This window comes from Kitasatospora sp. NPDC002965 (assembly GCF_040611255.1).
Taxonomy (GTDB): Bacteria; Actinomycetota; Actinomycetes; order Streptomycetales; family Streptomycetaceae; genus Kitasatospora.
Genome location: NZ_JBEXNT010000072.1, coordinates 1 through 21,943, shown reverse-complemented (window position 1 = coordinate 21,943; position 21,943 = coordinate 1). Strand labels below are relative to the sequence as shown.

Genomic DNA, 21,943 nt, shown 5'->3' with positions numbered 1-21,943 from the left:
CTGATGAGGCTTGGGGAGAAGATCCTCCACGAGCTCGACCCCGCCGGAACCGGCGACACACTCACCAAATGGCTTGCCCACCACATCGCCGAACTCATCACCACGGCCGACCATGCACGGGTGACCGGGACGGCAGAAGAGGCCACCCACGCGGCCGAGCAGTGCCGGCGTGCCGTCCTCGACCTGTGGGCGCACCGCACCGCTTGGCCGAACGGGTGGCCGCCGCCGGGCGCGAAGCAAATGGCAGAGATCCTGACCAGCATCGACGCACCTGTGTACGGCTTCCAACAAGGCAACGGGCTCTCCGCCCTTGAGCGCCTCCACCACCAGGTCCTCGCGGCGCTGACCGATGAAGAGACCGCGAACGAACCGACCGATGCCGTGCAGGACTGGCTCGAGTCCTTCGAACAGCTGCTGGCCGTCGACGAGCGCAAGTTGCTGGAGCTCTACGCCGGCCGCGCCGACCGCGCAGCCGCCCCGGCAGGCCCACCCCCAACGGAGCGGTCCACCAACGACGACGCCGAGGCGAGCGGGCAGACCGACCTGACGCCACAAGCACGCCGAGCCTTGGATCTGGCGCACAGGTACCATGAGACCGTCCGTTCACTGCTCGCGGATGAAGCCAAGGACACGCCGACCAAGCCGCGTTGATGCACTGAGCGCACGGAGGGACAAGGACTTGAGCAGGTTGCCCCTCCCGGGAGCCGCGTCGGCGGCAGCCTGTCGGCGCGATCAACAGCCCTCACGTCGCCTCGACCCCGTCGAGTCGGCCGAAGACAACACGCCGCGGGTGCAGATAGGGCGCCTGCCGACAGGCGACGAGCTGCGAGGCCCACCAGGCCACGTCTGCACAGGCAGAGGCCGAGGCCTCTCATCGCTGTCACACGGACGGCCTGGTGTCCCCGGACGGTCACTACTGCGCAACCGTGTGTGTCTTCTCGGGTCTGTACGGTCATCGGCTCTGGCCCGTAATCGGTGGTGACCAAGTGTGACTGCCGTCGTTGGCATGGTGTGCGTGATGTCAACGAGCTTGTGGGTGTGGTTTTTTCGGGCCTGTCGGCCCTGGTCGTCGAGGGCGTGGCAGACGAGGTCGAGGTGATCCGGGTGTCGGCGCGGACTCGGGAGGATCCGGTGCCGTGCCCGGGGTGCGGGCGGCCGACAGGGTGGGTGCACGGCTTCCACGGGCGAATGATCGCGGACGTGCCGGTCGACGGGCGGAGGGTCGTGGTGTCGGTGCGGCTGCGGTGGCTGGTGTGCCCGGTGCTCGGCTGCCCGTGGCAGACGTTCCGCGAGCAGGTCCCCGGCGTGGTGGAGCGCTACCAGCGCCGCACCAGCCGGCTGGCCGACCAACTCGGCTCGGTGGTGCAGGAGTTAGCGGGCCGGGCGGGCGCCCGTCTCTCCCGCGCGCTGACGTGCGCGATCTCCCGCTCGACCGCTCTGCGGCTATTGATGCGCCAGGTGCTGCCGCCACTGCGAGTACCGCGGGTGCTCGGCGTCGACGACTTCGCCCTCAAGCGCCGGCACCGCTACGCGACCGTGATCATCGACGCCGAGACCGGCGAGCGGATCGACGTCCTGCCAGGCCGCACCGCCGCGGCCCTGGCCGCGTGGCTGCGCGCGCACCCCGGAGTCGAGTACGTCTGCCGGGACGGATCCGGCTGCTACGGCGAGGCGATCCGCCAGGCCCTGCCCGAGGCGGTGCAGGTCAGCGACAGATGGCACCTCTGGTCGAACCTGTGCGACAGGGTCCTGGCCGAGGTCCGCTCCCACTCCGCCTGCTGGGCCACCGCCGTGAACCCCGTCCGGCCCGGGGGCGTGCGCGAGCAGACCACCCGCGAACGCTGGAAGCGAGTCCACGACCTGCTCGGCCAGGGTGTCGGCCTGCTCGAATGCGCACGCCGCCTCGACGTCGCCCTGAACACCGTCAAGCGGTACGCCCGCATGAAAGAGCCCACCGGCGACCGCCGCGCACCCCGCTACAAGCCGACGCTCGTCGACCCCCACCGCGACCACCTGCGCCGACGCCGGGCCGAGAACCCCGCAGTGCCCGTCACCCACCTCCTGCGCGAGATCAGACAACTCGGCTACACCGGCAGCGCGAACCTGCTGGTCCGCTATATCACCCAGGGGCGCGCCGACGGCGACAGGCCCGTCACCACCCCGAAGCACTTCGCCCGCCTCCTGCTCTCCCGCCCCGAGAACCTGCGCGACAAGGACACCGCATTCCTGCGGGAACTCACCAATGCCTGCCCCGAGATGACAGAACTCGCCTGCCTTACCAGCGAGTTCGCCAGGCTACTGACACCGGCCGAAGGCAACGGCGCCAAGCTCACCGACTGGATCGCCACGGTCCGCGCCGCCGACCTACCCCAGCTGGACTCCTTCGCGAACGGCCTCGAACTCGACCGCGCCGCCATCGACGCCGGACTCACCCTCCCCTACAGCAACGGCCGCACCGAGGGGGTCAACACGCGAACCAAGCGGATCATGAGGCAGATGCACGGCCGAGCCGGGTTCCCCCTGCTCCGCCACCGCATCCTCCTCCAGTGACCACCACACAGCGTCACCACCGATTACGGGCCAGAGCCGTTGGCTGGACACACCCCTCCGACCTCGCCTACCAGAGCATGTGGCTCGGCGAGGGCGCCCCCGCCGTCGCGGTCCTGGACCGCGCGCTCATCCGTACGCAGGATTCGACCGCCCGCTCCCTGCTGAGCCTGCGCAAGGCCCGCGCGCACGCGATGATTGGCGAGGCCCGGGCCGTGGGGGCGGACGGGGCCAGCGACTCTAGCGTCGGCAGCCAGCGAACTGATCTGGGCCGCGCCCCGATACTGCACGCTACGCTGCGTCCTGGGGCGGCCAGCCCGCTGCCCCGCTGCGTGATTTGGCCTCGTGGACTTCACACTTCCGTGGCCTCCACCTTCTGCCGCGCCCCTACCGAGGCCGATATGGCGAGTAGGGCGAGAAACTCCTTCGGGCTTGTCGTAGGGGCGTCCTACCATCAGGTATGACCTACGAATCTGCGCATGACCTGCCGTCGTTCGTGGAACTGCGCCAGCAGCTCGCGCTGTGCCGGGTGCTCCCACAGCAGGGCCGCGACGTGAAGGCGATGCAGCGGCAGGTTCGAGAGATCGCGGACACGGTCGACCGGTTCTACGCACTGCTGGGTGTCCGGAACTGGGTGTTCCACGACATGATGTTGGTACAGGCCGTGGCCACGATCCTTGACTCCGCGCAGGACGCCGAGTGCGCCGAGGCGATGCTGATCGATTATCACAACGACCGTGACCGTCTTTTCTTCATGGTGAACTCCCTCAGGAAGCTTCCGGCGATGCGGAAGCGCTTCGGGCTCATCGACAAGGCGAAGGAAGACTACTTCGCCGGCCGGTACTACTCCTGTGTCCTGGTCCTGCTCGCGGCCATGGACGGATTCGTCAACGAGTTCGAGACTGTTCGCCGCGGACTGCATACCCGACAGCCCGAGGAAATGGACGCCTGGGACAGCGTCGTCGGCCACCACATGGGGCTGGCCAACGCCCACAAAACCTTTACCAAGGGGCGCAGCGCAACCAACGAGGAGCCGGTGTACGAGCTCTACCGCAACGGCATCGTGCACGGCAGCATCCTCGACTTCGACAACATCATCGTCGCTACCAAGGCATGGAACCGGCTCTTCGCTGTGGCGGACTGGGCGCGAGCACGCGAGAGGGAGAACCTGAAAGGTCAGGTCACGCCGCCGACATGGTCCTCCGTACTCAGGGATCTGGCTGGCGTGGCCGCCCGCTCCGCCGAGCAGGCCAAGATTGATCGCGTTGCGAAGCAGTGGAATGCCCGACTGCTCCTGCCGGCCGACCCTGACTTCGCGGCGCATCCGGTCAACGAGCGGGCACACAGGCTGCTCACCTTCTGGACGCGGCGGAACTACGGAGGTATCAGCCAACTGGTGACACGTGGGGTGCGGGCGAAGCATGCCAACGCGGCCCCTCTTCGTGTCCGGCACTCCTACGAAGGTTTCGCTCTCACCTCGTTCGAGATCCTCCGCATCGAACACGGTATGGCAGCGGCCCTCACCCTCAGAGTCGCCCTGCGCTTCGCCAGCCACGAGCTGGCTGAAGCCGACCTCCGATGGATTCGCGAGGACGAGACCGGCTATCCCGTGCCCGACCCATGGGAGGGCGAGTGGCTGCTCTGCAACTGGGAACCAACCGCTTTTCTGGCATCGCAGAACCAATACCGCCACAGCCGCTCCGGATGACCTGTGCTGCGAGGAAGGCGACCGCGCCGGACGGACAGACTCTCTCAGCCAGCCATTCTGACGGTATGTCAGTGGCTGCTGAGATGCTCTCGGCGGGGATGGCGCGAGGATCGGAGTGGCATGGCGCTGGGACGTCCGCGGAAGGATCCCCGTGATCCGGTGGTGATCATGCGAGAGGCCGGGCTGGAGCCGCTGGAAGCCTACCCGGGCACGGACAAGCCGTGGCGGTGCATCCACCGGGAATGCGGGCGGGAGGTGACGCCCCGGCTGGGCAACATCGCCTCCGGCCGGCAGCGCGGCTGCCGGTACTGCTCAGGAACGGCGCGCATCCCGCCCGACGAGGCCGCCGCCCTGATGCGCTCGGTGGGCCTGGAGCCGCTGGAGTCCTACCCGGGCTCGACGGCGCACTGGCGCTGTCGGCACGAGTCGTGCGGGCGAGAGGTGAAGGCCCGCCACTCCAACGTCAAGCGCGGCGTCGGGATCTGCCGCTGGTGCGCACCGAACGCGCCCGTCGACCCGCAGGAGGCCGAGGCACTGATGCGCTCGGCGGGCCTGACGCCGCTGGAGCCGTATCCCGGAACGGACTTCCTCTGGCGCTGCCGCTGCGCCACGTGCGGTACCGAGGTCACGCCCACGCACGGCTCCGTGAAGCGCGGGCAGGGCGGCTGTGGGCCGTGCGGGCGCCGGAAGGCCGGTGAGGGCATCAGCCGGGCGTGGGGGCGCCGCCGGACGCTTCCGCGCACGGACGGCGAGCAGGCGGACGCGGAGGTCCGTGGTCATGGCCTGGAGCCGCTGGTGTCCTATCCCGGCCCGGCGGAGCTGTGGAAGTGCCGCCACACCGGCTGTGGGCGGCAGGTGGAGATCCGGCTGAGCAACCTGCGTATCGGGTTGCGGGCCTGCCCGTACTGCCCGGCTGTCGAGGGCGGGCGCCGTCGCTGGCCGGCGGATGAGGCCGAAGCGCTGATGCGCGCCGCCGGGCTGCAGCCCCTGGAGCCGTACTCCGGCCGCCGACAACGTCCATGGCGGTGCCGGTGCACCGGCTGCGGCCGTGACACCGCGCCGTCCCTCGGCGGCATCCTGGGCGGGCAGGGCGGGTGCCGGCACTGCGCGGACGTGCGCGCGACCGAGGCCCGCAAGGCCGACCCCGCCGTCGCCGCCGCGGACATGCGGGCCGCCGGCCTGGAACCACTGGATCCGTACACCACCTCGATGACACCATGGCGCTGCCGCTGCACCACCTGCGGCCGCGAAGTAACCCCCACCCTCACGAAGATCCGCACCGGCGGCGGATGCCGCTTCTGCGCCACCCACGGCTTCGACCTCACCGCCCCCGCCCGCGTGTACGTCATGCACCACCACCGGCACAACGCCGTCAAGGTCGGCATCGGCGGCACCGCCGGACGCAACGAACGCGTCAACCACCACCGCCGCGCCGGCTGGGCCCTGGCCCAGGACTGGCACTTCACCACCGGCGCCGAAGCCCACGCCGTCGAACAGGCCGTCCTTCAGCAACTCCGCCAGGCCGGCCACCGCCCCTACCTGAGCGCCGAGATCATGCCGAACGGCTGGACCGAGACCTTCGACGCCGACCTCATCACCACCACCGCCCTCGCCACCTTCGTCCAGGCCCACATCGAGCGCCTGGCCGGAGAGGTCAACCCCGTGCCCGCGCAGCGCATCCTGCGCCCCGACCGGTGGGCAGTGCGACCACAGCCTCCCCTCCAAGGCGGGGTTCGAAAGGGCCGCGGCGCGGGGACAGGACAGCTGTCACTCTTCGACCAAGACCAATCGCCTGCCACCGCCGGAGTCGAGCCGGCGGCGAACCGGAAGCTGGGAGAGCCGCAGGATGGCTGACACGGACCTGGTCGAGAGCGTCGTCCCGCGACTGTGCGACCACCCGCACAAGGAAATCGGCCAGGCCTGCCGACGCCTGGGACTACCCGAGCCGCCCCCCGAGGGCACCAAGTTCGAGCGCGTCTCCGCCAGCTTCACCGCGCTGCCGGACACGGACCTGCCGGCCGTCGCCCAGCACGTCCTCCAGCAGCGCCTCGTCGAGGCGGCGGACCGCAACGCGATCCAGGACGAGCTGGGGGCCGGCCAGGAGTCCGGTGAGCGAGGTATGCAGGTCGCGGTCAGCGTGTCTGCCCTGCTGCTACCCGGCACTGAGTATGTACGGAACCCGCCAGGCGGGCGGGGACCCGCCGGGTCAGGCTGGACAGGACGGGTCGCGTGCGGAGTCGGCCCGGCGGTTACAAACAGTAGCGAGCCGCGGCCCGCAGGCTGCACCACGAGAGGGGCAGGGCCATGCCACGGGAAGACTCGGTTTTCGTGAAGGACGCCGGACCCGCATCCATCATGAACGAGATCAATCGGACCCAGCGCCGGAAGGAAACGGAATCACTCTTTCACTACACGAGTGCGGACACGGCGGTCTTTGGCATCCTCGGCAGCGGCATGTTACGTCTGTCGCCGTTCGAGTCAACCAACGACCTCTGGGAAGCGCGCCCCCACTACCCGATCCTGTCGCAACACCATGACGACGAAGACTTCGCTCAGGAGTGGATAGACAAGGGCTGGGCAGAGATCGACGGCAGCATTCGGCTCCACGCCAAAGTCGTTTGCCTGACCCGAGACTTCGATCTACTTGAAGATGTCCCCCATCCCGATGCACGGCGGGGGTGGGCGCACCTGTCGCTGTGGGCCCACTATGGCGCTGGCCACGCGGGGGTCTGTCTCGGGTTCAACCGCGAATCCCTGATTCGCACTATGAACCAGCACGACGAGGCGGACACTCTGAAGTTTCACGGCCCGGTCAGCTACCTCGCGGATCCACCAGCCCCACGCAATCTCGGCATCGGGCAGATCCGCCACTTCGGTGTCGATGCCGCGGCCCTGGACTACGCCGCAGCGAACCCGCGAGCGGTCTTCTTCAGCAAGCACTATGGCTGGGCCAGTGAAGTCGAGTACCGGCTGGTTATCCTCAATCAGTCCCTCCTTCCTGTCGCCCTACCGATCCGCGATGCTCTGACCGACATCTGTCTTGGTGAGTCGTTCCCGGAGCGGAGGATCCCGGCATTACTCGAAGCTGTCACTACGTACCCGAATGTGCACGTGTGGCAGCTGCGCTACCACGGTCGCCACCTCATCAAGACCCCCGGACCGACCGCGCTGCCCGCCACGGCCAAGAGCTCGCGGATGAAGGGGAGCCTGTCGGCCCGGTTTGCCGCGCTGCGCGCGTCCACAAGCGAGGCCAAGGCACTTCGCAACCAAGCCGAACTGCGGCACCGCAAGCTCATGACGACACTTATCGACTCTGTGAGGCAGCTCCCCACCCGCCTGCAGTGGGCAGACACAGAGAGCCAGGTCCTTGAGGGGCGACTCGATGCTGTGTTGGAGCCGCAGCGTGGTCGCGAGCCAGGCGTGCCCGGGGAGCGCGTGCACTGGGAAGACGGCGCGATGTGCTGTATCACCGATGAGTCCAGCCACGGGCCCGTCCTCTGTTGCGCCGCCGCGCTGCAGGTTCTGGATCACGACGGCCTGCGATTCCATGCCGTCGTTGCCATCGGATACCCGGGAACAGATAGCCGCGTGAAGGAAGGGCTGTGGCGGGCTGTGCGCGAAGTGCCGACGGCGGACGCAGCGGAGGTTCTACAGGTAGTGCTGGACGACCTGTATGGGCGGGCCAAGGCAGCACAGCCCAGGTTCGAGAGGCTCCGATCGAGTACGTGAGCACCGGTTACGACTTCGCTCCGCCGATCCGGGTCTGGCCGGCTGGCCGAACACGTGCTGCCGGTCCCGGAGCTTCGTCGGGTTGCCGCCCTGGTCTCGCCTCAGCCTCCGGTCTCCGCCCGTCATGCCCGAGCTGGGCCTGGCCCGGCCCGCTGCTTTGCCAGCGGCGGCCCTCACGGGGAGGGGTGGGTGGTGGGAGATCAAAATCGGGTGAGGTATACGGGTGTTGGCGCTACGGTGGTGATGCGGTCCTCTTCTGGAGGTCTGCTCTTGCGAAAGGCCCCGGCTTCGGTTGGGGCTTTCGTCGTTCCCGGCCGTGCCGGTGGTGCCGGTTGCCGGACGGCCGCTGTGCCGGCCCACCATGCCCGCTGCCGGTTCGGCCGCCGCGGCTGTTGGCCCGTCCGCCGTGGCCGCGCCCAGGGCCTCCGTCGACCCGTCGGAGCCGGCCGTCGCAGGGGGCACCCTGGCTGCCTCGGCCCCGCCAACCGGAACCGCCGCCGTCCCGGCCTTCGAACTTCCGGTGTGCGGGGACGGGGGGAATACGTCGCAACCGCGTGGACGTGCGGGGACCTATGGTCCCGGGAATGCCCACGGAAAGGCGGCGCCGGCGGCCATATGTCGTATTCGACATATGGTCAGGGGGTGTGCTGCACTAGCAGCATGACGACTCCACGGCTGACGAAGCCGACCATGGGGGTGTTGGACGTGCTGATCTCCGCCGACGACGCCGATCCCGCCTGGGGGCTGCGGATCTGTGTCGAGGCAGACCTGGGCTCCGGCACCGTCTATCCGATCCTCGAACGCCTCGCCGACCTCGGCTGGGTCGAGGCCTGGCCCGAGAGCACGCCCCACCCGGGCCGACCCGCCCGGCGGTTCTACAAACTCACCGCCACCGGCAGACGGAAGGCGTCCGAGGCACTCCAGGCCCGAGCCAAGCGGCGACTGCCTCTCGGCTACAAGGGGCTGGCGGGAGGTACCGCGTGACAACCCGTTCCTTCGCGCTGCTCCGACACGTCAACCGGTTGTGCGCCCTACTGCAGAGGCACAGTTCCGCGCGGAAGAACCTTGCGAGACGCCAGCGGATGCTGCACCACGCGCTGAACCGCGTCCGCCCCGATCTCGTCGGCCCTGACCCAAAAGACTGGCCCCTAGAACTGGAAACCACCGCCGCGCTCTACCTCGACCCGCATACCCGGGCCGTCCTCGAAGGCTACCAACCCATGATCACCTCTCAGAGCGAGGTTGTCCTGGCCCTTGAAACGCGGATGAACACCGCGGTCGACGAGATCCCAGTTGATCTCCGCCTCCCCGTCCTCAGCAGAATCCAAGACATCATCAATGCCAATGCGCTCGCGGCCGCGCAGCGCCGCATTCGGGCCCAGGCCCGGCTCTCCGCACCCCGCGGGTGGAACCTGACTCGGGCCGCCGCCTGGATTGCGGGCCCCCGCCACGCCCACCTGCGTGGTGCCTGGTTGGCCGACCTCGCCGGCGCTCCGGAATCCGGGCTGGCTCTCACCGACAGCCGGCGTCTTGCGCTGGCCGTCGGGTTCGTGCTGGCCGCGCTGCGGCTGCGACTGCGTCACCTGGGCCGCCCCTTGTGGGCGCCAGTGGACTGGGCACTGTCCACCTCCTCACGGGTTCGCGCGGCCATCGCCGCGCTGGTTGGGGCGCAGGCGGTGTACATCGACGCCACTGGTGGCCTGCACGAACTGCTGACTGAAGGCGTCCAAGCCTGCGCCGTAACCGGCGCCGGACTCTACGCCCTCAGCCGGTGGCTGCACCGGATCCGGGCGGTCGAGCTGGCGTCCCGGCAGAGAGGTAACCAGCAGGAGGAGTGAGCCGGTGCAATGGTGAAGGACCCCGCACCGTGGTGCTTTTGGCAGTTGCAAGCTGGCCGCTCACCGAGCAGTCCCGGCGGTCCGCCCGTCGGCTGTCCGGCGCCCGGGGCCTGCCGCCCGTCCGGCTGTCCCGCCAGCGGTCACCCCGCCTGGCCGCTCCGTTCGCGGTTCGCCTGCCGCGGGCCGGCGACGGTGCCCGCGGTTCGTTCTGCCGCCCTGTTCGCCGCTGCCGGCCCGGTCCGGCCCCTGCCGCCCGGCGTGCCGGCAGGGCCGCCCGTCCGCCGGGCCCGCCGGGCCCGCCGGGCCGGGCAATCCCGGTTTGCTGCGGGATCGGTGGCGGGACAATGTCGCCGCTGCGCCGGCCCGGGCCGTTCGCCCTCGCCCGCCCTGATCGGGTCCGCTGACCGAAGCCAGCCTGTGTCGGGGGATGTGTCAGCCGCGGGAGAGATAATGCCCGGATGACGCAGCCTGAGTCGCGGCGTAAGCCGATCTCGCATCCGAAGCCCAAGCACAGCACCGTGAGGCAGTTGTACGCGACAGCCTTCCGCTGCGGGAAACCGGAGTGCCGGCGGCCGCTGTACCGGACGAACGACGAGACCGGCGAGTGGCTGCTGAACAGCCGCGTGTCCCACATCCACGCGCGCAGTGAGAACGGCCCGCGATGGGACTCGCAGATGTCCGCGGAGGAGAACCGGAGCGAGTCGAACCTCCTGCCTCTCTGCAGTGATCATGCCGCCGAGATTGACGACACGCCCGAGCACTTCCCACCGGAGTTGCTTCGTGAGTGGAAGAAGGTCCAGGTACAGGAGTACCTGGACCTGCAGCGCTCCTGGCCGCTGAACGACGAGCAGGCCGAAGAGGCTGCAGCCGCCTCATTCGACGCGCACCGGACCGGTATCGCCGGCGCCGGCGCGGAAGCGGTGGTCGCCGCTGCCCGCAACACGGGGCTGATGATCGAGCTGGCGCGTGCCCACCGCGTGGAGGCAGCCCACGCCGTGGTGGCGTGGAACGCCGTCCGTGACCGCGTGAACCGCGGCATGCCTGTGTTCGACACCGACGGAAACCGGCTACGGGTGGAGCCGTCGCGTGCGGAGATCACCCCCCTGCAAGAAGCTCTCCACCTGGCCCTGCGAGAAGCGGAGGCGGCTCAGGCAGGACAGATCCGTCTGCTGGTGGGCGAGTTGCACGCGGCGCAGGCCGCGAACCCGGCCCTGGCGCCCTGGTGCGACTGGGTGGAGGCGGCATCGCGTGATCTCGTCCGGGCCGCCAGCAGGTGGCCAAGCCCGCCCGGACCCGACGACACGTTACTGAGCGAGGCGACGGACGAATTGAAGCAGGCAGCGAAGGCACTCGCCGCCGCCGGTCGAGGGGAGCAGACACCCGTGCCACCCCAGCGGCCCACTCCATCGGAACCCGAGGAGGACGCCGACGTCCGAGCAGCACATCTGCATCGTAAACTGCTCGAGCAGGCCGCTCCGTGGGGCAGGGTGACGCACCGCCCGTACGACCCGGACCTCTACGGTCGGCTGGTTGACGCGGCCGGGACGGTGTCCGGTCTGCCGGAGCTGCCGTCGCTACTGACGATCGGCCTCGACATGACTGCCCGCCTGGCGGCCCGGGTCGCTCGAAACGCTGACAACTCCACGTTCCTAGAACTGATCACCCAGGCCAGTTCGCAGGCCCCTCTATGCGTGGCGGCCTTCCTCCTGCGGCAGTTGGCCATGACTGCCGAACAGGATGGGCGGACCGATCTCCAGCGGGTGGCGCGAGACGCAACGCGCCGGATCCTGGTGGCCGAGACATGGCAGAGCGTGGAGGTCTGGGAGGAGAACCAGGCGAACGTCATGCCGCTGATGGCCTGGACAGCAGACCTCGCTGGCGCTGACCGTATCCAGTCGACCTTGGACACTGCCCTCGAACGGGACCCTGGCCTGCTGGCGCCGATGCTCGCGGGGATCGCCCAGTGGAGCGAACCGATAGACGACGGCCGGGAAGGGGCGATGCGAGGACCGACCTCGTCCATCAGCAGCCTGCCCGTGTGGTTTCCGGTCGGCCGAGCCGTGGCGTTGATCAACGCGCGAATGCCAGAGGTACGGCCCGGGGACGAGGACGAGAGTGAGCGGTACTCGGACAGGGTGGAGCGTCATGCGTCCCAGGCTCTCTGGCTGGCAGCAGGCAATCCATCTGCCTGGTGATCGGCGCCCTCGCGCCGCTCCCGGACTATCCCCAGGGGCAGCCCGGAGGCTGCCAGTCCCGAGTCCTGGTCTCAGCCGCCCCGAGAGGGTTCTTCGGGAGGGCAGGCCGAGGCCGGACGACACACGAAGATCCCGCCCGAACCAGCTGTCCGGACGGGATCTTGTGGACTGTCCGCTGCTCGAGTAGCAGGACCCGGGCAGCCCGATCGGCCAGGCCAGCACCCTCGACTGCGGCAAGGGAGCTGCCGGTGGTCGCTGCCGCTCCGCCGCCCTGGCCGACTGCTCCATTGCCGTTCCGCTGCCGCGGCTGGCTGGCTGGCCGGCCGTCCGTTCGCCGTCCGGCCCATCCCGATTTCGGGCTCTGCCATGGCTGGCTCCCGCTGCCCGGCCGCCGCTGCCCGGGGCCGCGTCGGCCGCCGGTCTGGGCTGTTGCTCCGCGGGCTGGCACCAGAGCGCGGTCTCAGGGTCTGCTGCCCGCTGTTGTCCGGTTGCCGCCGGGGCGGGCCGGGTGGGGGAGAGACCTCTCCCCTCGTCCCGTTGTTGCTCCGTCGCCGTGGCCGGCCGCTGCCCGTCTGCCCGCCGGTCCGTGCGCCCTCGTCCGCCCGTTTGCCCGGGCCGCCGGCTTCCCTGCCCGCCGGGCGGGCGCCGGTCCGGGCTGTTGCCGCCTCGACCGTGCCGACCGTGCCGACCGCGCCGGGCCGGTCCCGGTCTCAGTGCTTGCCGCTGGTTTCACTCGTTCTCGTTACAACAATCCGTCCCGGGTTGTGTACCGGTGTGGCTAGACTGCCAATCGGGCGTTACACCTTCGGTGGGTGGTCCTGGCCGGGGCCTGCCCGGCCCGGCTGCTTGGTGGTCCGTGGTGCCCGGCCGGTCCCGGGCCGGCCGGCGGGGTGTCCGGGCCGCTTGTGGCCCATCGAAAGCCCCTGTCCCGGCCCCCGTCGCGGCGTCGGTGGGTGGCTGCCGTGCCCGGTCCCTCCTCCTCTTCTGCCCTTCTGGAGTCCCTGGTGTCCTCCTCTCGTTCGCGTTCCTCCCGCGTAGCCGCGGACAGCACCGGCAGCCCGGGCGGCGCCGGCGGTGGGCGCGGCACCGCGGCGGTCACGGCCGTCGGCGCCGCCCTGGTGGCTCCGGTCGGCGCCGCCCTGGTGGCTTCGGATTCCGGGCCCGCCGTGAGCGGTGCGCCAGCCGTCGGCCCCGCCTCGGTGTCGGCGGAGGAGGGCTCCGCGCCCACCCCGGCCGCTCTGGTGGCGTCGGCCGGCTCGGACACGATGTCCGCTGCGCTGTCCGCGTCCGTCCCGGCCGCCGAGGCCGCGGCGGGTCCGCCCGCCCCGGCCTCCGTGGTGCCGGCCGCCGGGGGCGTCCCGGTGCCCGCTGGGGTGCCGGCCACAGGGCCGGTGGCGTCGCCCACCCCGGCCGCCCCGCTCGCCCGGGCCGCCCCGGCGGTGGCCGGTCGGGCGCGGGCCGCCGCCATGCCCCCGGCCGCTTCGGCCCCGGTGGCGGTGGCGGGGGCGGCCGGGTACCTGGTCCTTCCCGGCCCGGCGGACCCGTTCTGGCAGACGGTCCCACGGGACGCGGGCCGGACCCTGGCCATGTCCGCGTACCAGCTGGTGAACCCGGCGCGCGGTCACCTGGCCACCCCGGCGGGTCGGGGGCTGCGGGCCGCGCTGGGGGCGGCGGCCCGGGGCAGGATCACCGGCGCGCACTGGCTCGTGCTCCTCACCGCGCCGCGCTCCGCGTTCGGCGGCCCGGCCAGCACCCGGGCCGGGCAGGCCTACGCGGGCCTGGAGCGGGTGGTGACGCAGTATCTGCGGCCCGCACTGGCGTCGGTCGCCGCGGCCGGGTTCGCCGCGGGGGTGGAACCGGCCGCCACCGCCCCGGCCGCCGGTGCCCGGCCGCAGCCGGACACCGGCATGCCTGCCCTGTCCCCTGTTCCCGCCGCCGACCCGCTGCCTTCCCCGGCCGCGACGGGCGGGCCGGCAGGCGCGGACACCACGCCGCCGACTGCTGCCCCCGCACCGGTGACCCACCCGCTGCGCCCGATGGCGACCGGTTCGCTGCCCGCCGCGCTGCCCGGGGCCGCGTCGCCCGCCGTGCCAGGCCGGGCCGTGCCCGGCACCTCCGGGGCCCCGGCAGCCGTGCCCGCCTCCGCCGGCCCCGCCGGCCCCGCCGGCCCCGCCGGCCCGGCCGGGGCTGTGCCGGTCGCCGCCGTTCCCGCTGCGGCCGTGCCCGCCGTCGCCGCACTGCAACCCGCCGCCAGCCCGGCGGGGGTGAGCGTACCGACCGCCCCGGCTCCGACCGCCCCGGTTCCGGCCGCCGTGCCCGTGTCCGTCACTTCGGCCGCTGCTGTCCCGGCTGCTGCCGTGGCTGCCGGCACCGCCCCGGCTGCTCCCGCTGCCGCTGTTCCGGTTTCTCTCGTGGAAGACCTGCGTACGACCGTTGAGCTCGGGGCGGTCCTGTGCGTCACCGCCCCCGCGGTGTCCGCCGACCCGGGGGTGTCCTGCGCTGCGGCGATCGTCGCCGCAGCGCTCGAACAGATGCCCGCCCTCCTGTCCGCGCTCTGGGTTCGGCCGCACCCCGAAACCGACGAACGGTCCCTGCGCCGCGCCCTGTACTCCGGGCTCGGTCTCGACCAGCAGCAGCCGCAGCCCCGCGCGGTGAACCGCACCCTGGAGCTGATCGCCGCCGAACTCGACGGCTCCGGCCGGCTTCTGGTGGTGCCCGACGCCCACCGCCTGTCCCCTGCCGCGCTTCAGACGCTCTACGGACTGTGGGCACCCGGCGGGCCGGAGCGCTTCGCCCTGGTCCTGGTCGGCGAGCCCGCTCTCCACACCGTCCTTGACCGCCCCGAGCTGGCGAGCCTCAAGTCCTGCGTGTTCATCCGGCACCGCCTGGCCCCCGCCCCGGCCCCGGCCGCTGCCGGCGTCCCGGCACCGGCGGGGGAGGAGACTCCGGGCACCGCTCCGGCCGCTGCTGCTGCCCCCGCTTCCCGCCCGGCCGCTTCGGTGCCCGGTCCTGTACCGGCCGCTGCCGCTGGAGAAGGGGCTCCGCCCGCAGCCGAGGGCACCGTCCCGGCCGCCGTCGTCCCGGCTGCCTCGGCCGGGCCGCAGCGGGACGCCGTCCTGCCCGCTGTGTCCGCTGTGTCCGGCCGGGTCGCGGCCGCCGGCCCGTCCGCCGTGGCCGCACCCAGGGCCTGCGCCGACCCGGCGGAGCCGGCCGTCGGCATGCCCGCCGCAGGGGGCACCCCGCCCGCCCGGACGGGCGGCACCGCCGCGGCCCCGGCCCCGGCCCCGCCCGCTGCGGGTCCCGGCGACGTCATCGTTCCGCACCTGCCCGCGCCGTCCCGGCCTCCCGTGCCCGCCAAGCCGCAGCCGTCCCGGCCCGCCGTCGGGGCGGGGACCGCGGACCCGGCGCCGTTCCCGGCTGGGGCGGGAGCGGCGTCCGACACCGACCCGGTGCCTGCCCAGGCTGCGCCGGGCGCGCGGCCGGGCGCGGACACCGCGCCGACCGCTGCCCCAGCCCTGCTGCCCGGCCCGCTGTCCTCGCTGTTCCCGGTGGCGGCCGGGGCGCCGTCCGCCGGAGCGGGGATGGAAAACAGCCTGTTGGGTGTGTTGGCTGGTCCGGGGGGTCTGTCCGGGGAGGCCGCGGGTGTGTTGGCCGAGACGCTGTCTGTCGCCCCCGCGCTCGCCGTCCCGGCGTCCGAGGCCTCCGCCGGGCCGCAGCCGGGCCCCGGCACGCCCGCCCCGGCCCCGGCTCCCGTCCCGCCGACGCTCACCGCCCCCGCCCCCGCGGCCGGCCCGGAAGCCGGCTCCGCGGCGCGCCCCGCCCTGGCTGCTGCCGTCGCTCCGCCCGTCGCTCCGGCCCCGGCTCCCGTTCCGGCGGGCGAGGTGACGGAAGATGCCCCCGTCCCGCCGCCCGCCGCCTACCTGATCGCCGCCCCGGCCCCGGTCGCGGGTGCGAGGTTGGCGGGAGTGGCCCAGGCGCTGGGCGACACCGCCCGCTCGCGCGGCACCATGACACTGACCGGCCCCGCATCCACCACACTCCTGGACACCCTGGCGGCCGTGGCGTGCGGCCCCGACGCAGCCGCCCTGGAAATGCCGGGCCTGGACACGGTAGGCCCGCCCACCGTATGGATCCACCCCGAGCAACCCACCGACCGCGCCGCACTCCTACGCACCCTCTACACCCGCCTCGGCCTGGACAGGCGCGGCCCGCAGCCCCGCGCCGTGGCCGACACCACCGCCCTGATCACAACCGAACTCCAACGCACCCACCGCCCGGTGATCGTCACACGCGCCCACCTGCTGCGCACCGACGCGCTGGAACACCTGTACAGCGTGTGGAAGCACACCCGCTTCACCCTGGTCCTGGCGGGCGACCAGCACCTGGACACGCTGCTCGGACGTCCCCGGCTGGAGGGCCTGAACTCCCACGTCTTCCTCCAGCACCGCCTGCCCACCGCCCCCGCCGCGGCGGCCGGCCCCGCAGCCCCGGCCCCGCAGCCGACCGGCACCGCCGCCCCGGCCCCAGCAACCGGGACCGGGGCCGTCGTGCTCCCGCCGGCCGCTGCGCCCGGCTCCAAGGCCGCCCCGGCACCCGCCCCTCCCGCCGCCGGTGCCCCCGCCGCCGACGGTTCTGCCGACAGGGCGCTCCTCCCGATCCCCGCCCCGGCACCCTTCGACTCCCCGCCCGGCAACCCCGTACCGTCGCCCGCCGCCCCGAACCCCCAGGACGCCCCCGTGCCCACCACCCCCCACACCACCGACACGGCCCCCGCCCTGACCCTGACCCTGACCCTGAGCCCGGGCCCGGCCACACTCCACGAGGCCCGCAGCGCCCTCCCACAGCTGCTCCGCGCCACCGGCGAAGGCATCTCCACCCTCCTGACCCGCGGCACCCACCACGCCCTGCTCACCACCCCCACCACCGCCACCGCACTCGGCTGGGACCTGACCACCGCCACCGCACACGGCACCGCCGACGCCCGCAAGAAGCTCGGCGACCTCATCCAGCACGCCGCCACCGGCCACCCCCAGGTCCTGCGCCGCCACACCACCCCCCTCGCCGTACTTGTCCCCGCCACCCCCGACGGCACCCCACTCCCGCCCGCCGAAGCACCGAAATCCCCGTCCGGCAGCGGAGAAGACGCGCCACCCGCCGACCGGGACACCCCCGAGCCGGCCGCCGGTCCGGCCGCCGCCCCGGCGGTCCCGGTCGCGCAGCCGGCCCCCGACCGGGCCGACCCGGGCGTCGTACCGCCGTCCGCTGGCCAGCCGGCGCCCGCCCCCGCGGTCCCCACCACGCAGCCGGCCCCCGGCCAGATCGACCCGGGCGCCGTACCGCCGCCCGCCGACCCGACCCCGCCCACCAGCACCTCGAGCGGGCCCGCACCATCGTCCGACCCTGCCCCGGACAGCCGGCCCACCCCCGCCAGCCCCTCAACGACACCAACAACCCTGTCCAGCAACGGAGTTGACGCGCCAAGCGACACCCTTGTCGCCGCCCCGACCGCACCCACCGGACAGCCGGCACCCACCGCCGCCGCCCCGGCCCCCGTCCCGACCGCCCCCGCTGCGCCCACCCCGCCGGCCGACGACTCCGCACCCGCCCTGCAGACCTCACCCACCGCCCAGGCCCCGGCTCCGGCCGTGGTCCTGCCGGCGCGGCCGCCGGCCACCGAGCCGGCCGCCCCGGCCGACGACACCCCGACCACACAGACCGCACCCGCCGACCAGCCGACCACCACCCCCACCCCATCCCCGGCCGCTCCCCGAACCCCGCGCCGCCTCGCCCCCCTCGCTCAAGCCCTCACCACCGTCCTCCCCACCACCCCCACCCCGGACGCCGACCCCACCAGCACCCCGGCCCCGCGCGGCCTGCCCACCGGCATCCCCACCCTCGACAACCTCCTCGGCGGCCTCCAGCCCGGCCGCTTCTACCTCGCCGCCGCCGCCCCCGGCACCGGCGCCAGCCTCCTCGCCACCACCACCGCCCGCGCCACCGCCCTCGACCACCACCAGCCCGTCCTCTACGCCGCCTCCGGCCTCACCCGCGCCGACATCGCCGCCCGCATCGTCGCCGCCCACCTGCCCGTCGACTACCGCCGCCTGCGCGCCGGCCGCCTCACCCCCACCGAACAGGCCGACGCCACCACCCTCCACACCGAGCTCGCCGCCGCCCCCCTCTACATCGACGACGGCACCGACCTCACCCCCGAAGCCATCGCCGAGACCGCCGCCGAACTCGCCCACACCACCACATCCGACGGACAGCCCGGCCTCGCCCTGGTCGTCGTCGACCGCCTCCAGGCCACCGACGACCCCCGCCTCCCCCTCTCCGGCCCCCGCCTCACCGACGCCGCCCAAGCCCTCGCCCACCTCGCCCGCACCCACCACGTCCCGGTCCTGGCCATCCTCGACACCGACCACCCCGACCTCATCACCACCCTCGGCCTCGACACCACCCTCACCCTCCACCCCCACCAGCCCACCCACCGCCACCACGCCGACCCCACCACCCAAGTCCTCCTCACCATCACCGAACGCGACCTCGGCCCCCAGGCCACCCTCACCCTCACCGCCGACCTCACCCACGCCCGCCTCACCGACCACACCCCCTTCGACCCCTACGCCGGCATCCCCCAACTCACCCCCGACGAACTCGACGCCATCACCCCCACCACCCAGGCGCCGGAGGCGCCCACCACCCCGACCACCACCACCCCAGCACCGGAGGTACCCACCCACCCCACCACCACAGCGCCGGAGGCGCCCACCAACACCACCGACCCCGCCCCGGCCACCCCCTGGCCATCCGTCACCACCCCCGGACACCCCACCCAGCCCCCCACCGCTGCGCCCCAGCCCGACCTCGAACCCGGCTCCGATCCCAGCTCCGCCATCCAGGCAGCCCCGAACACCCTGGCCACCCTGACGCCCGACCAGCCCCCTGCCCACCCGCTGCGCCCGACCCGGGCTGCCGCAGCCCGTACGGCCACCTCCAAGCCCACCCGCAGCGGGGGCGGGGACTACGCGGGCCGGGACTACGGCTACTACCTCGACATGATCAGCTCGTTCGTCGAACAGACCCTCCAGGAGCACGGCGGCGACACCAAGGCCGCGATCGCGGACCTGGAGAAGAAAGCAATTCCAAACGGAATGGCCCTCTTCGAGGCAACCCGAGTCGGCGGAAACTACGAACACACCGTCTACCCGGAACGCCTCGAATTCCTCAGCAAGAAATCCCGCGACGGGGCCGACGACATCTGGGAAGGCCGCCACAAGTGGGAGAACGGCCCGCTCATGGACCAGCTCAAGGCCGGCACCCACCCCGACGTCGACGTCGACGTCCTGGACACCAACGCCGCCTTCTGCAGCGCCCTGAAGACCTGGCTGCCCATCGGCGCCCTGCAGTACCAGCCTGACGGCGGCTTCGACCCCAAACGCTCCGGCATCTACCTCCTGCCCAAGCGCCCCACCTGGGAACACCTGCACCTGCCCGACCCCATCGGCAACCGCCGCGAGCCGGGCCCGGTCCTCCTGGACGACGCCACCATCCGCCTCCTGATCCGCTGCCACAAGCTCGGCCTCGCCGAAGCCCCCCACATCACCCAGGCATGGACCTCCGGCGCAACCGAGAACCTCGCGGAGAAGTTCCGCCGCGTCCTCACCATCGGCCGCGAAAAGGCCATCCTCGAAGGCGACGACGTCACCGAGAAATACATCAAGGCCATCTACGCCAAGTTCGTCTCCACCATCGGCGAATCCACCTTCAACCGCGACCTCCGCCGACCCGACTGGATGCACATCATCCGCAGCCAGGCATTCGCCAACCTCTGGTACAAGGCCCACCGCGCCCACGAACACGGCCTCACCATCGTCCGCCTCCGCGGCACCGACGAACTCCACATCACCGGCAACACCGCATGGCGCACGGTATTCAACGAAGGCCGCCTCACCACCCAACTGAAGCTCAAGACCCAGTACACCCTCAACGCGAAGGCCGCCTAACAGTGTCGACCGACGGATGGAAGAACTTCGGCAAATACGGCGCACACCTCGACCCCGGAAACATCCACGGGAAAATCGCCCTCGGCCGCGCCCTCGAAGACGCCCTCGAACGGATGATCATCGAAGGCGGCATCAAATCACCACCCACCACCCGCCGCGGCCTCACCGCCCGCATGAAGTACCTCACCACCACCCAAGGCGGCGCCCAAGCCCTCGCCGACGCCGGCATCACCGCCGTCCCCCAGACCATCCGCGCCTGGACCAAGGGCAAGCAGCACCCCCTCCCCGCCAACCTCGAAGCCATCGACACCGCCTACTGGAACCTCCGCGCCGCCAACATCCTCAACAACCCCGGCGCCTTCAAACAGCACCTCAACAACAACGGCAAGGGCACCAAAGTCGAGATCCACCCCATCAACCAGAACGTCGTCGACGAACCCCGCCGCCGCGACAACCTCCGCATCCGCACCCTGCAGGTCCGCTACGTCTGGGACGACGCCGTCGACGCCATGGTCGCCGGCGACGCCAGCAAACTCGAAGACGTCTGGGACGACGTCATCGCCGACCTCGACTCCGACTGGGGCGCCTACACCTACATCTCCTACCTCGGCCTCGGCGCCTAACCACCCCACAGCTGCGCCCTGCCCACGCCTGACCACCCCACAGCCGCGCCCCACCTCAGACCAGCACCACCAGGCACAGCAACACGTACGCCCCCGCTGCTGCGCCCCCGCGATGTCCCGGGGCCGGTGATGCTGCCGGCCAGGGTGAAGAAGACGCCGTGGCGGCGCGCGGTGCGGCGCCAGGCGCGCGCTGTTCAGGTTGCCCTCGTAGAACGGGGGCGCCGACCCGCCCGGTCACCGTGAGGACGTCGCCGGCCACGTCCAGGACGGCCGACCAGCGGCCGCCAGCTCCGAGCCCGACCAGGTGCGGGCCCGGGCCGCGGCCGCCGGCCGACGCGAACCTCGCGAGCCGGCCCGAGGCCGCGAAGACGACCTGCGCACGCTGCCTGTCGACAGCCCAGGTGCATGCCCAGCGGCTGCAGAGGCCCGCTGATGACGTCGCCGGCGTACATCGTGCCGCCGTCCACGGGGACCACCCCGTCGCCGGCCGGCACCCAGCTGTGTACCGCCGGCCCCGGCCCGCCGCCCGGCCGACCAGGAGCCGGCCGGCGAGCCAGCGGCACCGAGGCGCCCCCGGAAAGCAACGCCCGGTTCCTACTCCGGAAGAATTCCCGGTACAATTCACCGAGGGCACCGAAGAACGAATCCCCAGTGCAACCCGAATAGGGGCACAGGCCTTCCGGCGGGATTCCCCGGCAGATCAATTCTGATACAGGACCCGACCCGGCAGAGCGGTACACAACTTCCCTCTGAGGAGAGAAGTGCATAGGATAGCAACGCGCTCTTTGCTCTGCAGAGTCGACCACAATTCAAGCGCGTTACAAAAATCCCCCAGGAACCCTGTACATACCTTAGTCCGGTCGCTAGAATTGTCCCAGTGGTACAGACCAATTGGGGAAGGTTGCAACTGACTGAGAGTTACGAATCTTGAGCTGATGACTTGTAACGCAGCGGGGATCGTGACACACTGGACACCGGTACAGAACACGGGCAGCGCCCGGAGGGCGCCCGAAGAAGCCGAGGCCGGCCCGAGAACCAGCACCGACAACAGGGCAGCAGGACCCCTGAACGAAGAACAAAACCCCAGTTCAGAGCCATAATTGAAGCTCCGAAGACCCGGAAGGGGAGGGAGACACCCTCAAGTGCGGACGTTACACAAGCCGGCCCTGATGCACAGTCGACCGACCAGAGTTGTACCGGGGCCCACCCTCCCAGTCAGCCAAGAGCCACGAAGTGGCGTTACATCATTCCGTCACGATAGTGACGGCGCGTCATGTGTCCGGAGGACACGGCGCGC

10 protein-coding genes are annotated in these 21,943 nt (G+C 71.8%); all 10 read left to right on the top strand.

The window, feature by feature from the left end:
• Window positions 1–3 precede the first annotated feature (3 nt).
• The 10 genes from ABZY91_RS25360 (at window position 4) to ABZY91_RS25315 (ending at window position 20,646) form a co-directional block, all read left to right on the top strand.
• Window positions 4–651 carry a hypothetical protein gene (locus ABZY91_RS25360; protein WP_355405369.1) on the top strand — a complete coding sequence of 216 codons (648 nt, stop codon included), beginning with the start codon at window positions 4–6 and terminating at the stop codon, window positions 649–651.
• Window positions 652–1,011: 360 nt separating this feature from the next.
• Window positions 1,012–2,550 carry an ISL3 family transposase gene (locus ABZY91_RS25355; protein WP_355405368.1) on the top strand — a complete coding sequence of 513 codons (1,539 nt, stop codon included), beginning with the start codon at window positions 1,012–1,014 and terminating at the stop codon, window positions 2,548–2,550.
• Window positions 2,551–3,007: 457 nt separating this feature from the next.
• Complete coding sequence (locus ABZY91_RS25350; protein ID WP_355405367.1) at window positions 3,008–4,255, top strand: hypothetical protein; 1,248 nt, start codon at window positions 3,008–3,010, stop codon at window positions 4,253–4,255.
• A gap of 159 nt (window positions 4,256–4,414) precedes the next feature.
• Window positions 4,415–6,109, top strand: coding sequence for a GIY-YIG nuclease family protein (locus tag ABZY91_RS25345; protein WP_355405366.1), 1,695 nt, complete (start codon window positions 4,415–4,417; stop codon window positions 6,107–6,109).
• Window positions 6,110–6,559: 450 nt separating this feature from the next.
• A complete protein-coding gene (locus tag ABZY91_RS25340; protein WP_355405365.1) occupies window positions 6,560–7,984 on the top strand; it encodes a DUF2971 domain-containing protein in 1,425 nt (474 codons plus the stop codon).
• 660 nt (window positions 7,985–8,644) lie between these two features.
• Window positions 8,645–8,968: a helix-turn-helix transcriptional regulator gene (locus ABZY91_RS25335; RefSeq protein ID WP_355405364.1), complete on the top strand. Its 324-nt coding sequence runs from the start codon at window positions 8,645–8,647 to the stop codon at window positions 8,966–8,968.
• Between the two features lie 98 nt (window positions 8,969–9,066).
• Window positions 9,067–9,822 (top strand): hypothetical protein, encoded by a 756-nt coding sequence (locus tag ABZY91_RS25330; protein ID WP_355405363.1) that lies wholly within the window; start codon window positions 9,067–9,069, stop codon window positions 9,820–9,822.
• A gap of 458 nt (window positions 9,823–10,280) precedes the next feature.
• Window positions 10,281–12,017, top strand: a complete 1,737-nt coding sequence (locus ABZY91_RS25325; protein ID WP_355405362.1) for a hypothetical protein — start codon at window positions 10,281–10,283, stop codon at window positions 12,015–12,017.
• Window positions 12,018–13,021: 1,004 nt separating this feature from the next.
• Window positions 13,022–20,023 (top strand): DnaB-like helicase C-terminal domain-containing protein, encoded by a 7,002-nt coding sequence (locus ABZY91_RS25320; protein WP_355405361.1) that lies wholly within the window; start codon window positions 13,022–13,024, stop codon window positions 20,021–20,023.
• A gap of 2 nt (window positions 20,024–20,025) precedes the next feature.
• A complete protein-coding gene (locus ABZY91_RS25315) occupies window positions 20,026–20,646 on the top strand; it encodes a hypothetical protein (RefSeq protein ID WP_355405360.1) in 621 nt (206 codons plus the stop codon).
• The last annotated feature ends 1,297 nt before the right edge of the window (window positions 20,647–21,943 follow it).